At 69.2% G+C, this 22,777-nt stretch carries 21 protein-coding genes; 11 read left to right on the top strand and 10 right to left on the bottom strand.

From position 1 onward, the window contains the following. Positions 1-62 precede the first annotated feature (62 nt). On the top strand, positions 63-401 hold the full coding sequence (locus tag ACLJO0_RS24490; RefSeq protein ID WP_125789601.1) for a YybH family protein: 339 nt from the start codon (positions 63-65) through the stop codon (positions 399-401). 262 nt (positions 402-663) lie between these two features. Here ACLJO0_RS24490 and ACLJO0_RS24485 read toward each other — a convergent pair whose 3' ends face one another. The 3 genes from ACLJO0_RS24485 to ACLJO0_RS24475 form a co-directional block, all read right to left on the bottom strand. Further along, positions 664-1,398 carry a hypothetical protein gene (locus tag ACLJO0_RS24485; RefSeq protein ID WP_125793276.1) on the bottom strand — a complete coding sequence of 245 codons (735 nt, stop codon included), beginning with the start codon at positions 1,396-1,398 and terminating at the stop codon, positions 664-666. Positions 1,399-1,692: 294 nt separating this feature from the next. Next, positions 1,693-3,114, bottom strand: coding sequence for an amino acid permease (locus ACLJO0_RS24480; RefSeq protein WP_410580689.1), 1,422 nt, complete (start codon positions 3,112-3,114; stop codon positions 1,693-1,695). 110 nt (positions 3,115-3,224) lie between these two features. Then, positions 3,225-4,340 (bottom strand): BTAD domain-containing putative transcriptional regulator, encoded by a 1,116-nt coding sequence (locus ACLJO0_RS24475; protein ID WP_410580688.1) that lies wholly within the window; start codon positions 4,338-4,340, stop codon positions 3,225-3,227. Positions 4,341-4,411: 71 nt separating this feature from the next. On the opposite strand from ACLJO0_RS24475, the gene ACLJO0_RS24470 reads away from it, so the two are divergent. Then, positions 4,412-5,440, top strand: coding sequence for a hypothetical protein (locus ACLJO0_RS24470; protein ID WP_410580687.1), 1,029 nt, complete (start codon positions 4,412-4,414; stop codon positions 5,438-5,440). Beyond that, positions 5,440-6,657 carry a hypothetical protein gene (locus ACLJO0_RS24465; RefSeq protein ID WP_410580686.1) on the top strand — a complete coding sequence of 406 codons (1,218 nt, stop codon included), beginning with the start codon at positions 5,440-5,442 and terminating at the stop codon, positions 6,655-6,657. Before ACLJO0_RS24470 ends, ACLJO0_RS24465 begins: the two co-directional genes overlap by 1 nt. A gap of 1 nt (position 6,658) precedes the next feature. Here ACLJO0_RS24465 and ACLJO0_RS24460 read toward each other — a convergent pair whose 3' ends face one another. Together ACLJO0_RS24460 and ACLJO0_RS24455 are read right to left on the bottom strand one after the other, a co-directional pair. Then, positions 6,659-8,041 carry a serine/threonine-protein kinase gene (locus tag ACLJO0_RS24460; protein ID WP_410580685.1) on the bottom strand — a complete coding sequence of 461 codons (1,383 nt, stop codon included), beginning with the start codon at positions 8,039-8,041 and terminating at the stop codon, positions 6,659-6,661. Between the two features lie 27 nt (positions 8,042-8,068). Then, on the bottom strand, positions 8,069-8,692 hold the full coding sequence (locus ACLJO0_RS24455) for a DUF2238 domain-containing protein (protein ID WP_410580684.1): 624 nt from the start codon (positions 8,690-8,692) through the stop codon (positions 8,069-8,071). Positions 8,693-8,832: 140 nt separating this feature from the next. Between ACLJO0_RS24455 and ACLJO0_RS24450 the strand changes: the two genes are divergently transcribed. The 3 genes from ACLJO0_RS24450 (at position 8,833) to ACLJO0_RS24440 (ending at position 12,012) form a co-directional block, all read left to right on the top strand. After that, positions 8,833-9,312: a MarR family winged helix-turn-helix transcriptional regulator gene (locus ACLJO0_RS24450; RefSeq protein WP_410580683.1), complete on the top strand. Its 480-nt coding sequence runs from the start codon at positions 8,833-8,835 to the stop codon at positions 9,310-9,312. 73 nt (positions 9,313-9,385) lie between these two features. After that, positions 9,386-10,828, top strand: coding sequence for an MFS transporter (locus ACLJO0_RS24445; protein WP_410580682.1), 1,443 nt, complete (start codon positions 9,386-9,388; stop codon positions 10,826-10,828). Continuing rightward, positions 10,825-12,012, top strand: a complete 1,188-nt coding sequence (locus ACLJO0_RS24440; RefSeq protein ID WP_410580681.1) for an FAD-dependent monooxygenase — start codon at positions 10,825-10,827, stop codon at positions 12,010-12,012. Before ACLJO0_RS24445 ends, ACLJO0_RS24440 begins: the two co-directional genes overlap by 4 nt. Positions 12,013-12,014: 2 nt before the next feature. Here ACLJO0_RS24440 and ACLJO0_RS24435 read toward each other — a convergent pair whose 3' ends face one another. Continuing rightward, on the bottom strand, positions 12,015-12,794 hold the full coding sequence (locus ACLJO0_RS24435; RefSeq protein WP_125793283.1) for an isocitrate lyase/phosphoenolpyruvate mutase family protein: 780 nt from the start codon (positions 12,792-12,794) through the stop codon (positions 12,015-12,017). Positions 12,795-13,309: 515 nt separating this feature from the next. Between ACLJO0_RS24435 and ACLJO0_RS24430 the strand changes: the two genes are divergently transcribed. Continuing rightward, a complete protein-coding gene (locus tag ACLJO0_RS24430) occupies positions 13,310-13,636 on the top strand; it encodes an effector-associated constant component EACC1 (RefSeq protein WP_410580680.1) in 327 nt (108 codons plus the stop codon). Positions 13,637-14,014: 378 nt separating this feature from the next. On the opposite strand, the gene ACLJO0_RS24425 is transcribed toward ACLJO0_RS24430, so the two are convergent. Then, a complete protein-coding gene (locus ACLJO0_RS24425) occupies positions 14,015-15,259 on the bottom strand; it encodes a PucR family transcriptional regulator (protein WP_410580679.1) in 1,245 nt (414 codons plus the stop codon). A gap of 89 nt (positions 15,260-15,348) precedes the next feature. Between ACLJO0_RS24425 and ACLJO0_RS24420 the strand changes: the two genes are divergently transcribed. From ACLJO0_RS24420 to ACLJO0_RS24410, 3 genes are read left to right on the top strand one after another with little or no spacing between them, the layout of a single operon-like run. Further along, complete coding sequence (locus ACLJO0_RS24420; RefSeq protein WP_410580678.1) at positions 15,349-16,842, top strand: flavin-containing monooxygenase; 1,494 nt, start codon at positions 15,349-15,351, stop codon at positions 16,840-16,842. Further along, positions 16,839-17,738: an alpha/beta fold hydrolase gene (locus ACLJO0_RS24415; RefSeq protein ID WP_410580677.1), complete on the top strand. Its 900-nt coding sequence runs from the start codon at positions 16,839-16,841 to the stop codon at positions 17,736-17,738. The genes ACLJO0_RS24420 and ACLJO0_RS24415 overlap by 4 nt, the downstream gene beginning before the upstream one ends. Next, positions 17,735-18,580, top strand: coding sequence for an SDR family NAD(P)-dependent oxidoreductase (locus ACLJO0_RS24410; protein ID WP_410580676.1), 846 nt, complete (start codon positions 17,735-17,737; stop codon positions 18,578-18,580). The genes ACLJO0_RS24415 and ACLJO0_RS24410 overlap by 4 nt, the downstream gene beginning before the upstream one ends. On the opposite strand, the gene ACLJO0_RS24405 is transcribed toward ACLJO0_RS24410, so the two are convergent. The 3 genes from ACLJO0_RS24405 to ACLJO0_RS24395 all read right to left on the bottom strand — a co-directional run bounded on the left by ACLJO0_RS24405 (position 18,577) and on the right by ACLJO0_RS24395 (position 21,906). Next, on the bottom strand, positions 18,577-19,221 hold the full coding sequence (locus ACLJO0_RS24405) for a TetR/AcrR family transcriptional regulator (protein ID WP_410580675.1): 645 nt from the start codon (positions 19,219-19,221) through the stop codon (positions 18,577-18,579). The genes ACLJO0_RS24410 and ACLJO0_RS24405 overlap by 4 nt on opposite strands. Before the next feature lie 100 nt (positions 19,222-19,321). Beyond that, positions 19,322-20,632 carry a lipase family protein gene (locus tag ACLJO0_RS24400; protein WP_410580674.1) on the bottom strand — a complete coding sequence of 437 codons (1,311 nt, stop codon included), beginning with the start codon at positions 20,630-20,632 and terminating at the stop codon, positions 19,322-19,324. An 89-nt stretch (positions 20,633-20,721) separates the two neighbouring features. Continuing rightward, entirely contained in the window at positions 20,722-21,906 is a 1,185-nt protein-coding gene (locus ACLJO0_RS24395) for an MFS transporter (RefSeq protein WP_410580673.1), read from the bottom strand. A gap of 54 nt (positions 21,907-21,960) precedes the next feature. On the opposite strand from ACLJO0_RS24395, the gene ACLJO0_RS24390 reads away from it, so the two are divergent. Continuing rightward, entirely contained in the window at positions 21,961-22,722 is a 762-nt protein-coding gene (locus ACLJO0_RS24390) for a helix-turn-helix domain-containing protein (protein WP_410580672.1), read from the top strand. Positions 22,723-22,777 lie beyond the last annotated feature (55 nt).

Below are 22,777 nucleotides of genomic sequence, written 5' to 3'. Positions count from 1 at the left end.
GGAATACACGACACAGGATGTCGTGATTCGCTGCGAGGCTCATCCCCATGACAAGCAGGACTGTGGCCACCGAGCCGAACGATCTTGGCAAATTCTTCATCGAGCGAGGCAACGCGGGCGATGTCGACGGACTGGTGGCGTTGTACGAACCGGACGCCGTACTGGCGTTCCCGCCGGGCAACATCGCGACCGGGCACGCGGAGATCCGCAAGGTCTACGAGGAGTTCGTCGCGGCCGCGCCGGAACTCCTGCCGGGCAGGCAGCATCCGGCGCTGGTGGGCGGCGACCTGGCACTCACCGCGTCCACGCTGACCACCGGTGAGACGACCATCGAGGTCGCCCGCCGTCAGCCGGACGGATCCTGGCTCTGGGCGCTGGACCAGCCGGTGTTCGTGCCGTAGGGAAGGCGGGGGAGGTACGTGAAGGCCCCCTTACCTCGGCTGAGCCGAGGGAAGGGAGCCTTCGGTCCAGGTCAGGCGCGAGGGGTCGTGAGTTCTATGGAGGGGTAAGGCAAACGTGGCGTGATGCCAAGGCGTGTCGCGAAAGCCACTTTCGCGACGTGAGATGTCCCGAAAGTGGCTTTCGCGACACTTCCGCTGGGTGGTCGTGAGTGTTTCGGGTCGTTAGAACGACACAGAACACTCACGACCACCGGCCCCGGCGTCAGATCGTGCAGTTCCTGGCCGTACCCGTGTTCACCTTGGCGCCGGTGAACTCCTCGATGATCGCGATGTTCTCCGGGGCGTAGTTCTTGGCGACGATCTTGGCCACGTCCGCACTGCCGAGTTTCGCGGCGTGGGGCGCGGATTGATCCAGCCAGTAGGCCGTCCGGAGGAATTCGATGAGCACGAATTCGCGCAATTCGGGCTGGGCCTTGATCTTGGCCCAGTAAGCGGGATGGTTCGCCTTGGCCACGCGAAGGTAGAGCTGGAGGTAGCGCATGTTCGTGGCCGCGATGTCCCGCGAATTGCTCGCGCCCACTCCCTGGATGTACTCGGCGACGACGGTCGCGGCGGGCAGTCCCATGAGCCCGGCGTTGAGTTCCGCGATGACGCCTTGCATCTTGTACGAGCCCTGCTGCTGGTCCCGCAGGTAGATGTCGTCCATCGAACGCGTCAGACCGTCCGTGATGAGCGGCAGTATTTCGCGGCGCGGGAAGCCGCCGTGGATCGGCACCTTCATCGCCTTGCGGGAAGCGTCGATCCACGCGGAGACGTACACGTCCCAGGAGGTTCTCGAAGGATCCAGATCCCACATGTGGGTCTCTTCGTGGATCGCCACCATCAGGGATTCGGCGAGGGCGTTGAAGCTGGTCTTGTTCACGAACTGGCTGAAGTACTTGTCCTTGGCCTGAGCGATCGCGAGGCCTTCGCCGCTGGGCCAGCGCCGCTTGTACACGGCTTGGATCGTCTGAAGCCACTTCGTGGACTGGAAACCGGCCTTTATGTCACTTACATCGGCTTTCGGTTGTACGGGTTCCTCGTAACAGAAGGGAGCGCGGGCGGTCGCCGTCTCTTGGGCGGAGACGGGGAATGGGGTGAGGGACAGGGCGAGGCACGCGGTCAGCACGGTAATGCCATATCGGCGCATAAGGACCTCGGTTCACGGTAGGGTTTTCCGTGGGTCGGACGGAAGTGTCCCCTACCGATCACCGTTAATTCAATGATCCGGCTCGTACTACGGCTGTACAGGCTAGGAATTATGGCGGCGAACGGGCGAATCCGCGGCGAGCCGGGACCGGCGCATGCTGTAACCGAAGTAGATCAGCAGGCCGAGCGCCATCCAGCCGGCGAAGACGATCCAGGTCGCGCCATCGAGGCTGAGCATCATGTAACCGCAGCACAGCACGCCGAGGATGGGCGTGACGGGGGAGAACGGCACGCGGAACGAGCGCGGGGCCTCCGGTTGCCGCTTTCGCAGCAGCAGGACGGCGACGTTCACCAGCCCGAAGGCGAACAGCGTGCCGATGCTGGTGGCGTCGGCCAGCTTCCCGAGCGGGATGAACGCGGCCAGTGTCGCGACGAAGCCCGAGACCACCAGGGTGTTGATCCGGGGAGTGCCGGTCTTGGAGTCCACTTTGGACAGCGAGGCGGGGACGAGGCCGTCGCGGGACATCGAGTACAGGATGCGGGTCTGTCCGTAGAGGACGGTCAGCACGACGCTGGAGATCGCCACGATGGCGCCGACGGCCAGCAGTCCGGCCCACAGCGGGTTGCTGGAAACGGCGCCGAGCACGTGCGAGAGCGCGGCCTCCTTGCCGTCGAACTCCTGCCACGGCAGCGCGCCCACGGCCGCCACGGCGACCAGGCAGTACAGCACGGTGACGATCGCGAGCGAGAGCAGGATCGCCCTCGGCAGATCCCGTTGCGGGTTCTTCGCCTCTTCACCCGCCGTGGAGGCCGCGTCGAAACCGATGTAGGAGAAGAACAGTTTCGCGGCACCGGCGCTCAGCCCGGCCAGGCCGAGCGGCAGGAACGGGGCGAAGTTCGCCGCCCGGACCGCGGAGAACGCGATCGCGCAGAACAGCACCAGCGTACCGACCTTGACCACGACCATGATCGCGTTGGCCCGCGCACTCTCCTTCGCGCCGGACAGCAACAGGAACATGGCGAGCAGTACGACGACGATGGCCGGGACGTTGACGATCCCGCCCGAGCCCGGTGGCTGGCTGAACGCGTCGGGGATGGCGAAACCGAACGCCAGCCGCAGCAACTCGTTGAGGTACTGCCCCCAGCCGACGGCCACCGACGCCACCGAGACGCCGTACTCGAGCACCAGGCACCAGCCGCAGACCCAGGCGACCAGTTCGCCGAGCGTGGCGTAAGCGTAGGAGTAGGACGAACCGGACACCGGGATCATTCCGGCGAGTTCGGCGTAGGAGAGCGCGGAGAACAGCGCGGTGATCCCGGCGAGCACGAACGACAGCACGACCGCCGGGCCTGCCACGGGCACCGCTTCGCCGAGCACGACGAAGATCCCGCTGCCCAGCGTCGCGCCGATGCTGAGCATGGTCAGCTGCCCGAGCCCGAGGGAGCGCTTCAGCGTGCCGTGCTCACTGTCGGCGATCAGATCGGCGACCGGTTTCCGCCGCACCGCCGCGGCTCGCAAAGTCATGCCGAGGACCGTATCCGCCGTGCCGAACCCGCAGAACAGGAGATCGTTGCTTGGTTACCTGGATTACAGGCGATTCGTTGAACGGTACCGGTCGATCGTGAAGAATCGTTCTACCGGGTGGTCCCGTCCACCGGGCTGACCGCCGCGCCGCCGTTCGTCACCGCCAGTACCGTGTCGCCGCAGCGTACGACGTCGCCGGGAGCGAGCGGGACCGGCCCCGCGACGCGCTCGCCGTTGTGGAACGTCCCGTTGCGGGAACCGAGATCCGCCAGGACGGCGCCACTCTTACCGACGGTGATCTCGGCGTGGTCGCGGGACACGGCGCCGTCATGGCGGAGGGCGACGTCGGCATTCGCGTCGCGGCCGATGGCCAGCCGTCCCAGCACGGGCAGTTCCCGCAGGCGGGCCCGCCCCGAACCGTCGACCCAGGTCAGTGCCGGTCGCCCGGTCCCGGCGGCACCCGGGGCGGCCACCCGCAGCAGGGTCGCCGTCCCGGCGTGGGCGAGCACCGCGCGTTCCAGTTCCCGCAACGCCGGCCCCGGATCGACGCCCGCCTCCTCGGCCAGGATCCGCCGCGCCTGCCGGAACCGGTCCAGGGCCTCGGCCTGTCGTCCCTCCTGGTAGAGCGCGACCATCAGCTGGCCCCAGAACCGTTCCCGCAGCGGATGTTCGGAGACCAGGTCCTCGAGCTCCCGCACCAGGCCGGGAACGTCACCCGCGCGCAGATCCGCGGCGATCCGCGCCTCCAACGCCTCCCAGCGCATCTCCGCGTAGAGGGCGCGGGCGGGGTCGAAGGCGGTGTGATCCGGCAGGTCGGCGCAGAACGGGCCCCGCCACACTTCGAGTGCCCGCCGGTATCCCGCCGCGGCGCCGCCGGTGTCGCGTGCCCGTTCGGCGGCCCTCGCCCGGCCGATCGCGTCCTCCGCCTCGCGGATGTCGGCGCGGACGCCGAGAAGCCGGTAACCCGCCGGTCCGTGGAGCAGGGATCCCCCGTGTACCCCCAGGTTCTGCCGCAGGTTGTGCACGTGGACCTGTACGGTGGCGCGGGACGCGGGCTTGCCGGTGTCGGAGTAGATCGCCTCCGCCAGCCTGTCCGCGTTCACCGGCGCCTCTCCGGAAGCGGCAAGCACGGCGAGTACCGCCCGCGGCCGCAGACCACCAGGTGTGGCGGGTACGCCGTCGACGACCAGCTCCACCGGCCCCAGCAACCGCACCTCCACTGTCACGGGGCCGATCATCTCAGGTTCCGCCGGTTGCTTGAAGCGACCTTGAAGCGAGACGGGCTTAACTGATCGCCATGACCACATTGACCGCACTCGAAGACGTGGTGGACCGGCACGGACGCGACGCGCTTTCCGACCCGATCGTCCTCACCGGCGCGCTACGCAGTCTTCCCGACCCGCCTCCCGACACCGAGATCAACGCGCTCGCCGCGGCGGCGGGGGCGGGCGCGGCCCAGCGGATGCGCGCAGTACTCGAAGACGGGGGCACTCCCGCCGAAGCCCATCGGGCGGCGATCGAAGCTTGCGGCGGTGACGCGGGTGCGGAATGGGCGTGCGGGCAACTCGGCGCGGCACTCGGCTTTCTCCCGAGGGACACCGCTGCCGACGAACCGACCACCGCGTTGACCACCGTCCTGACCGGGGAAAAGCCGAAGCGTGCCAAAGGGTTCGCCGTGATCGGCGGAGCCGTCGCGGCGGCGGTCCTCGTCGTGACCGTTGCGAACCTCGTGCTGGTCGGTGGCGACGAACCGAAGCGTCCCGCCGACCCGCCGACGGTGCCGCCGTCGTGGTCCGAGACCACTACGTTGCCCATGGGCTCGGCACCCCAGCGTGAATCCTCCCCGGCGCCGGTCCCCGAGGAAGCGGCCGCGGTCTTCAAGGATCCGGATCTGCTCGCCGCGGCCAAGCCGTACCTCGATCACCCCGACGTCCGCTGCGAGGCGGCGAAATCCATCGTGAGTGTGCGGGAAACCGTCAACTGCGAGCTGGGTTCCGGCATCATCGCCAGCTTCCGCGTGCTGTTCTTCCCCAAGCAGCTCACCGCGCTGCGCACGGTGCTGCAGACCGACAACGACGGCGCGCGGCCCGGTTCGATCCGGACGCTGCGCTGGGAGTACGTGCCGGGGCGGCCGGGTATCCGCGCGGGCATCCCGGTCGGCACCCCGCGTACCGGCGACGGCACCCGGATCCGTTTCCTGGAGCCGGAAAACGGCTACGCCCGGCTCTACTTCGACGAGGACTCCACGGGCGTCGCCGTCTACATGCAGGCGAGTACCGACGATCAGCAGGTGCTCCGCAAGTTCTGGGCGGATCCGGACGCGTGATGGACGACCAGGATCCCCGCCTCGCCGAAGTCGTACGCCGCTTCGGCCGCCACGCGCTGACCGATCCGGTGGCGCTCCGGTCCGCGCTGGAGCAGTCCGGAAACGCGTTCAGCGCGGCCGAAATCGACTCGCTCGTGGCCGCGCTGCGCGATTCGGGAACGCTGGAAGCGGCCCTTCCACGCGATCCCGAGCCGACCGGGCCCCCGCTGAACCCCACTCGCGTGGAGAACCGGCTCACCTGGGAGGGCCGCACGACTAGGCTGCTTCCCTCCGGCGCACGCAAGAGGTGGCTCCTCGGCGGGGCGGTACTGCTGGTGGCCGCGATCGCGACCGGGGTAGTGGTCTTCGTGCAGGGCAAGGAAAAGCCCGCCGCGCCACCGCCGGACCGCTACGCGCTCGACCAGGTCGCCGGCCGCTACCGCGCGCTCGGCGCCCGGTTGCTCGACGGCGCGGTCCGATGCGCTCAGCAGCCCGCGAAGCCCGGCGAGATGGAACGGGTCGGCTGCGACGCCGGGCTGTACGCCCTCACCCTGGTCACCTACGACGTGCCGGGCAGGCTCACCGAGTCCAGGGCGCTCGCGAGCGCCGCCGGAGCGGTGCGTTCGGCGGGCAACCTCGGTCAGGGCGCGGCGTTCGCGATGCGGGAACTCCCGTCCGGGGAATCGACGGTCTACTGGGACGTCGACAGTCCCCGTCCGGTCAGCGCGACACTGACGGCGCGGAAGACCGGACTCCCCGCACTGGTGGAGTTCTACGACGCGCGTCAATTCGGGGTGCTCAAACGCCCCGAGGTACCGGGGGCCGCGTTCTCCTCCGGCGCGCTGTGGGATTTCGCGCAGGCACACGTGCTCAACGAGCAGTCCGCGAAATGCCAAGCGGTCCCCGCCACGACCGGCACGGCCGAGACGGTCAAATGCCCGCTGGCCGACGGCGCGATGCTGGTGTTCAGTTCGGCGTCCGACCACGACGCGCTGATCAAGCTGCGCTCGGAGAACTCGGCGAACGGCGGTGTGGTGCCGGGAAGTGTCGAGGTGCGGACCTGGAACCGCCTCGGCGGTCCGGTCGTCGGCCAGTTCATCCGGTTCGTCACGGCGGACGACCGCAGCCCGGCCATCTATTTCGACGACGACGCGAAACTGATCTACGGCTGGTTCTTCGGCGCACCGGGTTCGTCGCCGGAGGCGCTGATGGAGCGCTGGCAGCGCGGCTCGCGGTGATTCAGCCGAACCGGATCGCCGCGAAGAAGTCCTCGACTGCGCGCAGGTCGGCGGGATAGGGCGTGCCGACCCGGCCGTCGAGCACCGACACGGTCGCGTGCTCGTCGTCGGTCCAGGCGTACCGCGTGGTCGTGCCGAGCACCGTGCACACCAGCGTCCCCTTGTGCCCGTCGCGCGACCAGGACTGCTTGGCGGGCAGGTCAGCGGGGCATTTACCGGCGGTGAGACCGGCGGGATCCGTTCCGGCGCCGGTACGCAGGTAGGCGGTGGCCGCGTCGACGTCGTCGAGGGCGGCGATCCGGAGCTCGCCGGTCTCCCCGCCGGTCTGGCAGACGACCTGCGCGCGGACGCCCTCGTCGGCCGCCGTCACCGGTGAGCAGGTGAGCCCGGCCGGTGTGCTGCGGCCGATCCGGTCGGCGGCCGGCACCCCCGGCGACACCAGGAAGACCGCCGCGAGCACGATCGCGATCACGAGTGCGGCACCGGCCACCAGGCCCGCCACCAGACCGGTCCGGCGGCGGCGAGGCTGCTCGACGACGACGCCGGCGGGTGGCGCGTCGGCGCGGATGGCCCGGATGCGGTCACGTACTTCACGCACCGTCGGACGGTCACGGGGATCCTTGGCCAGCAACGACTTCAGCAGACCGTTGACCGCGGCGGTGCGCGGATCGCCGACCACGAGCTGGGGGATCGGGGCCCTGTCGTGCGCCACGATCACCTCGGGCTGGCTGCCGTTGTAAGGCAGCTGACCGGTCAGGGTCACCCACAGCAGACAGCCCACCGCGTAGACGTCCGAAGCGGCGGTGGCGGGTTCGCCGCGAAGACGTTCGGGCGCCATGTAACCGACGGTGCCGATCACGCCGCTGGTCTCCGCACCGCGGTCGATCTCCGCTGACCGCGCGATGCCGAAGTCGCACAGGTAGGCGAAATCCTCGTCGTGGTGCGCGGCACGCGGCCGCAGCAGGACGTTGGCGGCCTTGACGTCCCGGTGCACGACGCCGATGGCGTGCGCGTCGCCGAGCGCGGAGACCACCTGGTCCACCACCGCCAGCGCCCGGTCCGGGTCCATCGGCCCGGCTTCGAGCACCTTGGCCAGATCGGGCCCGTCGACCAGCTGCATCGCCAGGTACAGACAGCCGTCCACCTCGCCGTGGTCGTGAACCGCGACGACATGCGGCGAATCGAGCCTGGCCAGCGCCGCCGCCTCTCGGCCGAAACGCTCGCGGTACACCGGGTCTTCGGCGTAGTGGGGCGGCAGGACCTTCAGCGCCACCGGCCGCCGCATACGGTGCTGCCACGCGCGATAGACCACGCCCATCCCACCGCGGCCGAGGATGCCGTCGATCCGGAATCCCCCGAAGTCTTCACCGACGCGCGGCGTCATGCCGTTCCCCCTGTCACGCGAGCCACTCTAACCCGCGCGATCACCCGCGAGTTGCCGATCGTGCACCCGGCGCCAGATCAGCAGGGAGAGCACCGCGCCGCACAGGCAGAGGAACATGTCCCACTGCGTGTCCCAGACGTCTCCCTGGGTGCCGAGGAAATCGTCCGCACCCGAACCGGCGACGAGCGCGCTGAACCACTCCACGAACTCGAAACCGGCGGCGATCGTCACGCAGACGCAGACGGTCAGGAACGCGACCCAGGCACCGGGCCGCAGCGGGGTCCGGCGCAGCAGCACTTCGCGGACGGCGATCGCCGGGACGAAACCCTGGACGACGTGGGCGAACCGGTCGTAATTGTTCCGCTGGGTGCCCATCAGCCCCTGCACCCATTCCCCGGCGGGGGTTTCCGCGTAGGTGTACTGGCCGCCGTAACACAGCACGATCGCGTGCAGGGCCAGCAGCCAGCACAGCAAGCGGGTCAAGGGGAAACGTTTGCGCAGGGCCACCACCAGCGGCAACCCGATCAGCACCCAGACGACTTCCAGCAGCCAGGTGCCGGGGGACCTGGCCTGGATCCCGGTCACCACGAGCACCGCGACGACCACGCCTGCCAGCAGGAATCCTTCGGTCCGGCCGACTCCGCGCACCATGCGGAAACCCTACAGCGGCGTGCGGATCACCGCCGGTCCGCGCATATAGGTGTCCATTGTGGACAGCAAGGAGTCAAGGGTGCCGGCGGTCACACTATTTCACTAACTTGGTTAGCGACTTATCTAGTAAGCTTCTTGGCATGACTTCAGCAGGCTCGTGGCAGGTCGACTCCCCAGGCGTGGGCAACTCGGTGATGGAGCGCCTCCAAGAGGTCGGCACGCTCACACGGGTGATCGAGAAGCGCCTGAGCGGAGCGCTGGGCATCAACTCCACCGACCTGTCGGCGATGGAGCACCTCGCCAGCGAAGGACCGCTGACGGCGAAAGAACTCGCGGATCGGCTGCGGGTCTCGACGGCGGCGAGTACCCATATCGTCGACAGGCTCGAGAAAGCCGGGCATGTCATCCGTAAGCCACACGCCACCGACCGCCGCAAGGTGCTGGTCGAGCCCGTCCAGGCGTCGATGGCCAAGATCTTCGAGCGAATTCATCCGCTGCTCAGCGGCGTTGAGAGCCTTGTCGAGGCCCTGAGCCCCGCGGACCGTGACGCCGTCGAGAACTTCCTGACCGGTGTCGTGCGGATCTACACCGGCACCGCGGATTCCCTGCCCGAAAGCTGAGTCTTCCCGCCCACACCGGAGCGCTTCCGCCCTCCGGCGTACCAACACGCCCAGATCCGGAGTGAAAACGTACATGACCGAGGAAAAGATCTCGCCACGATCGGTGTGGTGGCTGCTGGCCACCGTGCTCGTCGTCGAACTGATGGACCTGCTCGACTCGACGATCGTCAACGTGGCGGGTCCGTCGCTCGAACGATCGCTGGGCACGAGCCCGGTCGGCCTGCAGTGGGTGATCGGCGGGTACGCCCTGACCCTCGGCGCGGGTCTCGTGCTGGGCGGGCGGCTCGGCGACCGCTACGGCCGCCGCCCGATGTTCCTGTTCGGACTCGTGGCCTTCACCATCGCGTCGCTGCTGTGCGCGATCGCGCCGAGCGCCGGCCTGCTGATCACCTTCCGCCTTGTCCAGGGCTTGGCGGGCGCGATGATGCTCCCGCAGGGGCTCGGCATCCTGCGAGACAACCTCGCGCCCCGCGATCTCACCAGGGCACTCGCCGTTTTCGGGCCGGTGCTGGGACTCGGCGGGGTGCTGGGGCCGGTGCTGGGTGGCGCGCTGGTCGACTGGGACCTGTTCGGCCTCGGCTGGCGGCTGGTGTTCTTGGTCAACGTCCCGGTCGGACTCGCCGCGCTGGCCCTGGCGTGGCGGCTGGTTCCGCGCGGCGCCGGAACACCGGGGCTGCGCGTGGACATCGCCGGCGCCGTGCTGGTCGCGGCCGCTTCCGCGCTGCTGGTCCTCCCGCTCAACGAAGGACAGGCGGCGGGATGGCCACTGTGGACCTGGCTCTCCCTGGCGGCCGCGGCGCTCGGGTACGTGGCGTTCGCGTTGTGGCAACGGCGGATCGTGCGCCTCGACCGCGCTCCGCTGGTCACCCCGGCCCTGTTCGGCAAGCCCGCGTTCACCGTCGGGCTGGCCGCGGTCGCGCTGTTCTTCGGCGGACTGATCGGCACCCAGCTGGTGCTGACGTTCTTCCTGCAGATCGGTCAGGGTTTCACCGCGGGCGAGGCAGGGCTGGGGAATCTCCCGGTCGCGCTGGGCACCGCCGTCGGTGGCGGCATCAGCGGTGGCCTGCTCGCCGCGAAACTCGGGCGGGCCGTCCTGCAGGCCGGTGCCGTCGTCCAGTTCGGCGGCGTCGCCTGGCTGTGGATCGCCCTGTCCGGCAGCGGCGAGTTCACCATCTGGCGGATCGTGCCCGGCGGCGTCGTCGCCGGGATCGGTGCGGGCATCGTGATCGCGGCGGTGTTCAACACCGTGCTCGGCGCCGTCGCCGACGACGAGGTCGGGTCGGCGTCCGGAGTGCTCACCGCCGTACAGGCGATCGGGGGCTCGGTCGGGGTCGCGGTGTTCAGCACGGTGTTCTTCGCCGATGTCACCCGGCCCACCGAGAGCTTCCGCGACGCGCTGATCGTCCAAGCGGTGGTCATCGGGCTGTTCCTGCTGATCTCGCCGCTGTTCCCGCGCCGGGCCCGGCCCGACGAAACCGAAGCCGTCGTCACCGCGGCGCCGGTCGGTGCCCGATGAGGAACGTCCTGATCTCCGGCGCGGGCATCGCCGGACCCGCGCTCGCTTTCTGGCTTCGCCGCCACGGCATGACCGCGACCGTGGTCGAACGCGCACCGGAGCCGCGGCTCGGCGGACAGACCGTCGACCTGCGTGGCGCCGGCCGCACCGTCGTCGAACGCATGGGCCTCGAACAAGCCGCCCGGGATCGCGTCACCCACGAGGAGGGGCTGCGCTTCATCGACCGTCGCGGCCGCGTCCGGGCGTCGTTCGCCACCGACGCCCTCGACGGCGACGGATTCGTCACCGAACTGGAAATCCTGCGCGGCGAGCTCGCCGACCTGCTCCACCAGAGCACTCGCGAGGACACCGAGTACGTCTTCGGTGACGAGATCACCGGCCTGACCGACACCGGCGACGGCGTGGACGTCGCCTTCCGCACCGGTTCCGGGCGGCGTTTCGACCTCGTCGTCCTCGCCGACGGCTTCCGCTCGCGGACCCGCGGCCTGGTTTTCGCCGACCTCGTCCGCACCAGGTTGTTCGGCCTCTACACCGCCTACTTCACCGTCCCGCGTGAGGGATCCGACGGCCGTTGGGCCCGCTGGTACAACGCGCCCGGCCGCAGGGTCGTCGTCCTGCGCCCCGACAACCAGGGCACCACCCGGGCCTCGCTGTCGTTCCTGCTCCCGCGGCCAGGGCTGGAACGGCTGGACTTGCCCGCACAGCGCGAATTCCTGCGCCGTCACTATGCCGACGCGGGCTGGGAGACCCCACGCGTGCTCGACGAACTGGGCGGCTCACCCGACTATTTCTTCGAATCAGTCGGCCAGATGCGCCTGGAGCAGTGGTCACGCGGCCGGATCGCCGTCGTCGGCGACGCCGCCTATTGCGCCTCTCCGCTCAGTGGCATGGGGACCAGCCTCGCCCTCGTCGGCGCTTACGTTCTCGCCGGAGAACTCGGCCGTCATGCGGGCCACATCGACGCCTTCCGTTCCTACGAGGCGATCATGCGGCCTTACGTCGACCAGGCCCAGAAGGTCCCGTGGATCGCGCCGAGGCTGGCGGCTCCGAAGAGCCGCGCCGGTATCGGCCTGCTGCACGCTCTCGCGGGCCTCGCGGCGGGTCCGAGGGCGGGCCGCGTCGCGGCTCGCTTCACCAACCCGCCCTCGGACGCCATCGAGCTACCCGGCTACGGGGAGCACTGAGTTCAGTTCAGCTTGCGCATGTCGGCGGGCAGGCCGCCGCCGGCGTAGACGTCCTCGGTGAGCTTCGCCAGCGCGGTGAGCGCGACGTTCTGGCTGAACGGCCCGTAGGACACCCGGGAGACGCCGAGTTTCTGCGCGGTGGCCAGCGGGATCGACCCCGGGACGCCGATCAGGTTCACCTTGCGCTCGCCCAGCGCCTCGACCAGCTTGGCGACCTGGGTTTCGTCGAGTTTGCCGGGCACGAAGACGTTCGACGCGCCGGCGTCCAGGTACGCGCGGCCCCGGGTGATCGCGTCGGCCAGCACCTCTTCGGGGTCACGGTCGCCCGCCCGGAGGAAGGCGTCGGTGCGGGCGTTGAGCACGAAGTCGATACCGGCGGACTGGGCGGCGGCGACCGCGGCCTCGACGGCCTTGACGGACTCGTCCAGCGGTTTCATCTGGTCTTCGAGGTTGCAGCCGACGGCGCCGACCTCGATCGCGCGGGCGACCGTGCCGCCCGGGTCGCCGTAGCCCGCTTCCAGGTCGGCGGTGACCGGCAGATCGCCCGCCGACCGGACGATCAGGGCGACCTCGGCGATCATCTCGTCGCGGGGGATCACCTCGCCGTCGGGGTAGCCGCGGGCGGAGGCGATGCCGTGGCTGGGGGTGGCGAGCGCCTGCGTGCCGGGCGTTTCGGCGACGACCTTCGCGGTGATCGCGTCCCAGACGTTGACGACGAGCAGCAGTTCGGGGGCGGCGTGCAAGTCCTGCAGCCGGGTGGCCTTTTCGGCGGGGGAAACCATGCCTCCAATCTAGAGGCCGACGCAAGGAGGGGAGCAGTCACGACGCCGCGGTGAGGGCGCCGAGCCCGCTCGCCTGGGTCCGCCAGCCGGTCTGATCCGGTGTCCCGCCCGCCGATGCGGTTCAGCGGGTCGCGAGTGGACGTCCAGAGCGAGTCGGCCTGCCGCCGGGCGTAGTCGCGGTATACCGGGGAATTCGTCGCGGCGGCCAGGTCGGCGAGGAACCGCATGAAGATGCCCTTGAACTGCTTTTGGTTGTCGTCGGAGGAGTTCTGGCCGACGTCGCAGGGCCGTTGAGCAGCCGGTCGGGAACCGGGAGCGTGTCCTGCCGCGCGGCGGTCACCGGTTTCCCCGCTGGTAAGGGAATCGCCGTCAGAATCAGGCAAAGGACGAAATGGCGCAGCGATGACATCGTTATCCGCCCTCGGGATCACCGGTCAGACCTCAGGACAGGATTCCTGTTACGCCCCGGGCCAAAGCCGCGACTGGTAGGGATATCGCGTTTCGAGGGAGGTCCCGTGGAGCTGACGATCAACGCCGCCGGCGACGAACAAGCGCTGAAAGAGTTCTACAACTGGCTCCGTGACGATGCCGACGTGGTGCGGTCCGCGACGATCAGCACCGCGGAAGCCGGCGACGCGGGCGCTTTCGAGGTCATCCGCATGTCGACCGGCTCTCTGACCGGGCTGGCGAACCTGGGGATCGCTTGGGGCAACTTTCTGCGCTGCCGCAAGGAAACGCCCCAGTTCACCATCACGGTCGACGGCGAGCCGACCGCCGAACAGCGCGCCATGCTCCGGAACCTGGATCTCCCGCGGGTGGTGAGTGGCGATTCGGGTTATTGACGGGAAAGGCAAAGGTGGCGTGGCGTGGGGCCGGTGTCGCTTCTGCGTAGGCGTTTTCCTGGTAGTGAGGGCCTCTTTGCCTACTCTGACAGTAGGGAAGGAGGCTTTCGCTACCGTCGGATGTGATCCTTGGTGACGGTGGGGCGGTTGTGGCTTCGGTGGCTGGTCGTGAAGTACATGAAGGCCCCCTTCCTTGCGCCTAGCGCAAGGAAGGGGGCCTTCATGTACTTCCGCAAGGCGTGACTCGTGTGCTTGGGGACGTAACTCGCGAGTTCCGGCTATGAACACGCGAGGGCGGTGTCGCGTCACCCAGCCCGCCGTCTCGCCCGAGACACGACATGTTTGCCTTACCCGCCCACTTCGCCGGCACTCACGACCTCAAGCGCCGCTTCCCAGCCACCGCAACGTTTCCAGCGCCACCGCCACGTTCACCGCGTTCTCCGCCAACGGACGGGGGAGTAGTTCGTCGGCCCGCGCCAGCCGTCGGACGACGGTGTTGCGATGGGTGTAGAGCCGTTCCGCGGTCCGCGTCGTGTTGCCCAGTTCGTGCACGTAGGTCCGGACGGTTTCCCGGGTTTCGGCGTCGGCGTGCCGGAGTTCGCCGAGGGTGTCGGCGATGAATTCGCTTGCCTGCGCCGGGTCGCCGGTGAGCAGGGCGAGCAGCTGGATGTCCTGGTACCGCGCGATCTGCTGCGGTGAGGTGAGCCTGGCGAGCATCCGCTGGGTGGCGGCGGCGTCCAGATGGCTGCGGCGGAAGCCGTCGATCCCGCTGCCGGGCCGCCCCAGCGCCACCCGGACGTCGGGATGCGGCGCGAGGTCTTCGGCGAGCCGGTCCGCGCGTGGCGGGGTCCGGCCGGGCAGCCAGACCCACAGGGCGGCGGCGCTGGCGACGACGGTCAGCCGGTGTGAAGCGCCGCTGGCCCGCATGAGGGTTTCGGCGGCGCTTTCGAGCTGCTGGGACGACGGCGTGGCCGAGCCGCTCCAGACGATCGCGGCCGTATGCGGGCCGGCGAGCGGATAGCCGAGCTGGGCTTCGGCCCGCGAACGGCTGATGGGCGCGCCTTCCAACAGGAGGGTGACCGTGGCCCGCCGTTCGGCGTGGGCGCCGCGGGTCAGCTCCGAGCGTTCGGCGGCCATCCGGTCGGACACCGCGGCGACGGTGTCCTCGATGAACGTGGTGATCGACAGCGAAGAGACGTCCAGCAGTTCTCGGAGCAGCACCGGGTCGGACGTGAGGTCGAAGCAGATCTCGATCCATCGGCGCCAGGCCACCCCCTGCGCCCGCCGGTAGGCGTCGAGGCCGCCGGAGTCGAAGCCGCGGCGCACCATGTCGCGGGCGCCGTCGAGCACTTCCTGGTTCAGGTTGGCGGACACCCGCTCGCCGGGGCGCTGCACGTTCGCGGCCGCCCAGTGCAGCAGATTCGCCAGATTCGCCCGTTTGGTGCCCTCGGTGAGGACGGGGTCCTCGGCGACCGCGCGCATACTGCCCCCGCCGAGCGAGGCCTCGTGCAGTTCCTCGATCCACTCGGCGCGCGGATGCAGCACGATCTCGGCGCCACGCCGGAAGAGATCGCGTGCCTCGGGGGACAGGGTCGGCCACGGCGATGCGGCACTTTGCACCATCCATACATCATGATGGTGCAGATAGTGCTAGCGCAATTCCTCGGTGGACCCGCATCGTGGAGACAACCGAGACGAGGCTGGAGTACCGCATGACGACGAGCACACCCGTCGAGCACCTCGACGTGGTCATCATCGGTGCCGGGATTTCCGGGATCGGGGCCGCGCGCTACCTGAAGACCGAGAACCCGGGCAAGACGTTCGCCATCCTGGAGGCCCGCGGCACGTCCGGCGGCACCTGGGACCTGTTCCGCTACCCCGGCATCCGGTCGGACTCCGACCTGCACACCTTCGGCTACGAGTTCAAGCCGTGGCGGGACAAGCAGTCCATCGCCGACGCGCCCCGGATCCTGTCGTACCTGCGTGAGACGGTGTCCGAGAACGGCCTCGAGCCCAGCATCCGCTACCACCACAAGCTGCTCTCGGCGGCCTGGTCGAGCGACGAGGCGCGCTGGCTGCTCGAGATCGAGCGCACCGACACCGGCGAGCGCACCCGGCTCAGCGCGGGCTGGATGTTCAACGCGGGCGGCTACTACCGCTACGACGAGGGCTTCACCCCGCGTTTCGAGGGCCGGGACCGGTTCGCCGGCACGATCGTGCACCCGCAGCACTGGCCGGAAGACCTCGACTACGCGGACAAACGCGTCGTCGTGATCGGCAGCGGCGCCACCGCGGTCACGCTGATCCCGGCGATGGCGGGGACCGCGGCGCACGTGACGATGCTGCAGCGCACCCCGACCTACGTCATGCCGGTGCCGCGCGAGGACAAGATCGCCAACGGCCTGCGCAAGATCCTCGGCGACGAGCGGGCGTACGCGCTCACCCGCCGCAAGAACATCCGCAAGGGACTCGCGGTCTGGCAGTTCTGCCAGAAGTTCCCGAAGACCGCCCGCGGGCTCATCCGGTACGTCAACAAGAAGCAGCTTCCCAAGGACTATCCGGTCGACGAGCACTTCAACCCGCCGTATGACCCGTGGGACCAGCGGCTGTGCGCCGTCCCCGGCGGCGACCTGTTCGCCGCCATCCGCAAGGGGCAGGCCGACGTCGTCACCGACAAGATCGCGACCTTCACCGAAAAGGGGATCCTGCTCGAATCCGGGCGTGAGCTGGAAGCGGACATCATCGTCACCGCCACCGGCCTGAACCTCCAGGTGTTCGGCGGGGCGAAGCTCAGCGTCGACGGCGAACCGGTGATCCTGCCGGAAACCGTCGCGTACAAGGGAATGATGCTCTCGGACGTGCCGAACGCCGCGTTCGCGATCGGCTACACGAACTCGTCGTGGACGCTCAAGATCGGCCTGCTGTGCGAGCACTTCTGCCGTCTGCTGGCGCATATGGACGCCCACGGTTACGACGTCTGCCGCCCTGTCGTCGCCGACCCGGACATGCCGAAGAAGCCGTTCCTGGACTTCGCCGCCGGATACGTCCAGCGCGCGCTCGACCAGCTCCCGCGCCAAGGCGACCGCATGCCGTGGCTGACCTCGATGAGCTACCACTCGGACATCAAGCTGCTGCGCGCGGACGACATCACCGATCCCGAGCTGCACTTCACCCACGCCAACGTCCGGGAAGCGGTGAGCTCGTGACCGACAGCTTCGCCGGCCTGCCCGGCGGCCCGAAGATCTGTTACCGCGAAGACGGCCCGGCCGACGGTGTGCCGCTGGTGCTGATCGCCGGTCTCGGTCTCGATCTCACGTCGTGGCCGCTGCCGATGATCGAGGGGTTCACCGGCCGCGGTTTTCGGGTCGTCCGGTTCGACAACCGCGACGCGGGCTGCTCGGATCGCATCAAGGCGCCGAATCCGGGCAAGCTCCGGCAACTGCTGGCCCGCCCGTTGCCGGGCGCGTACGACCTGGGGGACATGGCGGCGGACACCGTCGGCCTGCTGGACCACCTGGGCGTCGAGCAGGCGCATCTGGTCGGCATGTCGATGGGCGGCATGATCGCCCAGACCGTCGCCGCCCGGAATCCCGGCCGGGTCCGGTCGCTGACGTCGATCTTCTCCACCACCGGGCACCGCCGCGTCGGGCAGCCGGCGCGGTCGACGTTGCTGCGCATGGCGAGGCGGCCCGCGCGGACGGCCGAGGAGTCGGTGACCGGGCATCTGGCGATGATGGGCCACCTCGGCTCGGCGACGTTCCCGCTGGACAAGGACGTCGAAACGGCCTGGGCCACCGCTCTCTGGGAACGGGCCGGCGGACGGCGCGCCCGCAGCGGCATCGCCCGCCAGATCGGCGCGATCCAGGCCAGTGGCGACCGCACCGCCGAACTCGCCCGCATCACCTGCCCGACGGTCGTGGTCCACGGGGACACCGACCGCATGGTCCACCACAGCGGCGGACGGGCGACGGTCAAGGCCATCGGCGGTGCCCGTTATGTCGAAATCCCCGGCATGGGCCACCACATCGCCCCGGACCTCGTCGAGAGGCTCGTCGAGCTCACCGCCGAACTGGCCCTCGACCCGGCAGGAGAAACCCGATGAGCGGCGTTCGCGGCAAGGTCGCCGTCGTCACCGGTGCCGGTTCCGGCATCGGCCGTCAGCTGGCCATCGAACTCGCGCGGCGCGGTGCCCGGCTCGCACTGTCCGATGTGGACGAAACCGGGCTGGCCGGGACCGTCGCCGAGGTCAAGGCCCTTGGCGCGGAGGTGCAGGGCGCCGCGCTGGACGTCAGCGACCGGGCGGCCGTCCAGGAGTACGCGGCCACCGTCGCCGGGCAGTTCGGTGTGGTGCACCAGATCTACAACAACGCGGGGATCGCAGGCGGCGGGCAGACCGTCCTCGACGCCGATTGGGAACTGTACGACCGCACGCTCGCGGTCAACCTCTTCGGCGTCATCAACGGCACCAAGGCGTTCCTGCCGCATCTGATCGACTCCGGTGACGGCCAGGTCGTCAACGTCTCCAGTCTCAACGGTTTCATGGCCCAGCCGACGTTGAGTGCCTACTGCGCCAGCAAGTTCGGCGTCCGCGGTTTCACCGAGGCGCTGCGTACCGAGATGATCGCGGGCAGGCATCCGGTGCGGGTGACGGTCGTCCACCCGGGCGGGGTCAAGACCGGCATCGCCTCGGCGGCGTTGAAGGAGGCCCAGGCCCGCGGCATCGAACCCACCGCGGAACAGCGGGAACGTGTCCGCCTGTACAACGAAAAGCTGCTGAAGATGCCGGCCGACAAGGCCGCCAGCATCATCATCGACGGGGTCGAGGCCGGGAAACCGCGCGTCCTCGTCGGAAACGACGCGAAACTGGTCGACCGGCTCGTCCGGCTGCTCCCGCGCCGGTACCCGAAGCTGATCGTCGAGTTCGAACGGCGCCTCGCCCGCTAGACGTCGACGCTCCGGTGCCCCGACAAGCCGAGCAGCCAGGTGTAGCGGACGGCCTCGCGTGCCTGGCCGTAAGCCTCTTCGGTGCCGATCCAGATGGCCTGCGTGATCAGTTCGATGGTGGCGGCGACCACCGTCCGCGCGGTGAACGGCGGCGGCGCCGGCAGCGTGGGATCGGTGGCGCGCAGCCATTTCGCCGTCCGGTCGAACACAGCCTCCCCGGCGCGCAAGGTGTTCTCCCGTACTTCGAGTCCCGCGTCGCCGAGTGCGTAGATCTCCAGCAGGACGGCGCGGACGGCGGTGGGCCGCCGGTGCACGTAGTCGACGAGGAAGTCGCAGCAGGCGGTGACGGCGTCCAGCGGAGTCGCGGCCTGTGCGCCCGCGGCGACGCCTTGGGTGATGAACTCGCCGGTGAGCTCGCGATAGGCGGCGAGGAACGCGTCCTGTTTGCCGGCGAACTGTTCGTAGAACGAGGTCCGTGACACGCGCGCGGTGGCGGTGATGTGGCCGACGGTGGTGGCGACGTAGCCGCGTTCGCCGGTGTTCTCGAGTACCGCGTCGATCAGCCGGGCCCGCTGGGTTCCGGCGACCTCGTCACGGCTGAGATTGTGCGGCCCCTTCGGCAGCTTGCGGTGCTCGGTCACGTGCCGCACGGTACCGGTCCCGGTGGTTGGACCAGTGGTCCGTGAGGGCCTCCTTCCCTACTGTCAGGGTAGGGAAGGAGGCCCTCACGGACTTCCGCGGTCAGCTGACCGGCACCTCCGGAGCGAGGGAGTTGCCGGGTGCGATCTTTCCGCAGGTGGACGGCGCGGGCTTGCCCGCGAACCGGTCGTTGAGCCAGCCGATGGCCTGCGGCGCCCAGGCGACGGCCGCCCCGACGTGGCTCAAGGTGTTGTACTGGTCGTACTTGATCGACTTGTTGCCGGTGTCGCAGTACTGGCGCGCGAGCGACCGCACGTCACCGGCGACCATCACCCCGTCGCCGGTCCCGATCCCCGGTGGGTTGCCGAAAGTGCCTTCCACGACACCGTTGTTGCCCTGCGCGATGTAGCCGGGCACGGTGGGTGTCGGCGCGGAGCCGAGGTTGATCTTGTTCACGGCCTCGACGTACGGCAGCACCTTGTTCGGGTTGACGTACTCGGGTTTGACGAACTTCTCCCACGTCAGCCCGGGATAGCGGCCGAGCGCGTCGGCGATCGACGCGTTTTCCATGTCCTTGAGCACCTGAAGGCCGTAGGAATTCGCGTACGGCTTGAGATCGATACCGAAGGATCGCGAGACGCCGATGAGTGCCATCGGAATGACGCCGGTCCACGCGACGCTTCCGTTGACGTACTTGAGGTTGTGCGACGGTTTGACGAGCACGCCGCCTTCGGTGAAACCGACGAGATTCCTGTTGACCTCGGGGGCGTAATCCGGCGCGAGAGCGGCGGCCCAGCCGGTCGCGATGGCACCACCCGAATAGCCGATGAGACCGAACCGGGTCTTGTCGTTCATTCCCGTTTCCGGTGCCCGTGTCGCGGCACGGACCGAATCCAGGGTGTTCGTCCCGTATTCCGGCCCGGCGGCGAAGTTCGCCTTCTGGCCTTCGGTGTCGGGAATGACGACGTTGTAGCCCAGCAGCAACGCCGGTGCGATGAAGAGCGACTCCGCGTTGGCGATCAGGCCGCCGAACGAGACATCACCCGCGATCGCCCTCGACGGGCCGTGCTCGGGATTGAGTGAATCGTAGAACGATTGGTACGAAACGGCTTTCGTGCTGTCGCCGGTGAGGCTGCGCAGCACCGAAGTGACGTTGGCGGACGGCTTTCCCTGCGCGTCGGTGGTCCGGTAGAGCAGCTGGGTCACCTTGAGCGGCGTGGAAATGCCGAGGACGTGGTAATTGAGCGTCCGCGTCTTCAAGACCGTTCCGGGACTGTACGAGGACAGCGGTTCGCTGCCGTCGTAGCTGTAGAACGGATCGGTCGCGGTGGCGGCGGAGGCGGCGGGCGCGGCGGCGAAAGTGACGATGAGGGCGATCGCGACGGCCAGCAGACGAGCGGGCTTTCGGGTCATGACTCCCCTTTGAATCATGAAGTGGATCACGTTTTGGATGCTCGGAACCTACCAGCCGGTAACCGATGATGTACAGGGCCGTACATCATTTACAGACGCGTTTTTGACATTTCTTCTTCCGCGGCCGTTCCGGTTTGGACGGAGTACGGCTCCGACAGGGTGCGCGTTGTGATCCAGCACAAAAGCGGCAGCGCGATCAGCGGCAGCAGCGCCGTCTGGAGGGAGGTGTGGTCCGCGACGGTGCCGATGACGGGGCTCGCGAGACCGCCGATACTGACCGCCAGGCCGAGAGTGACACCGCTGGCGGTGCCGACGCGACCGGGGAGGTAGTCCTGGGCGAGCGTGATCTGCAGGGAGAACGGGATGTACAGGCACACCGCGGCCAGCAGGACGAACGGGAAGAGCGCCGGGCCCGGCACGAACACGACGCCCGCGACCGCGCCGATGGTGGCCGGATACGACCGGCGTACCACGGTGACGCGGTCCCGGCGTCCGGCCAGCCTGCTGCCCAGCAGGGTGCCCGCGGCGCCGCCGAGGTAGAGCAGGAACAGCGCGGCACTGCCCGTCGTCGTGCCGCCACCGACCCGCTGCTGGGCGTAGAGCGAGACGAACGTGCTCAGCCCGACGAACACGATCGAACGGAAGACCACCGCCACCGACAACCTGATGAAGGACCTCCAGTCGTCGACGCCCGCGGCGTCCGCCGACGAGCCGCCGAAGCGGGCGGTTCCGGCGAGCGCGCGCAGGACGGGCAGGCAGAGCACGGCGCCCGCCAGCCCGGGCACGACGAGCAGTGGCGACATCCGGAGCCCGCCGAGGGACATGACCGCGGCGACGAGCACGGGCGCGGCGGCGAAGCCGATGTTCCCGCCGAGGGAGAACCAGCCCATGGCCGTATGCCCGCCGCCGCCGGCGATTCTCGCGACCCGCGCCGCCTCGGGGTGGTAGGCGGCCACGCCGATTCCCGACACCGCGACGAAAACGAGCGTCAGGGCGTACGAGCCGAACAGTCCGCCGAGGCCGATGCCTAGCCCGCCGAGGAGAGTGGCCGTCGGCAGCAGCCACGGCATCGCCCATCGGTCGGTCAGCGCGCCGAACACCGGCTGCGCCACCGACGACAGCAGCGACGCGGCGAGCACGATGCCCGACACCGCCGCGTATCCGTAGGCGCGCTCGGCGGCGAAGAACGGCACCAGTGCGGCGACCGAACCCTGATACACGTCCACGCACGCGTGCCCGGCCGCGAGCAGGACGATCGCTTTGTTCTTCGGCATCCCGCCATGTTCGTCGCGGCCACGGCTGTCGCGCTTCCGATAAAATGACAGGTGATGACGGAAATCCGCCACTTGCCCGCGGCGCCGACCCAGGTCCGGTCACTGGCCTCCGGCACGACGGTCGACGCGCACCGGCACGACGATCACCAAGTCGTCTACGCCGCCCGTGGCGTACTGGCCATCACCACCGACAGGGGCTCCTGGGTCGCGCCCGCCACCAGGGCCATCTGGGTGCCCGCCGGGACCGTGCACGCCCATCAGGCGCACGGCGACCTCGAACTCCGGTTGATCGGCCTGCCCGCCACGGTGAACCCGTTGCGGCTGGCCGAGCCCAGCGTGCTCGCAGTCGGCCCGCTCCTGCGCGAACTGATCCGTGCCTACACCGACCCGCCGCACGACGACACCCCGGAGCGCCGACGGCTGCGGGCGGTCCTGCTCGACCGGCTTCGTGCCTCGCCGCAGCAACCCCTGCACTTACCGACGCCGGCCGATCCCCGGCTGCGTGCCTTGTGCGAGGTCCTCAGCGCCGATCCGGCCGACAACCGGACCCTGGCCGCCCTCGGCGCCCGCGTCGGGGCGAGCGACCGCACCCTGGCCCGGCTCTTCAAAGCCGACCTCGGCATGACGTTCCCGCAATGGCGCACGCAGCTGCGGCTCTACCGCGCTTTGGTCCTCTTGGCCGAGAACACCCCGGTGACCGCGGTGGCGCACGCTTGCGGGTGGTCGTCGACCAGTGCGTTCATCGACGTCTTCCGCCGCGCCTTCGGGCATACGCCGGGCACGCACTACGACGCGCGCCGGTCCGGCGGGTCGTGAGTGGCGTTTCGGGTTCCAACCCGAAACGCCACTCACGACCAACCCGACCCGCCAC

This window comes from Amycolatopsis sp. lyj-108 (assembly GCF_046549005.1).
Classification (GTDB): domain Bacteria; phylum Actinomycetota; class Actinomycetes; order Mycobacteriales; family Pseudonocardiaceae; genus Amycolatopsis.
The sequence above is the reverse complement of the archived record's forward strand: the minus strand, read 5'-3'. Positions and strand labels throughout refer to the sequence as shown.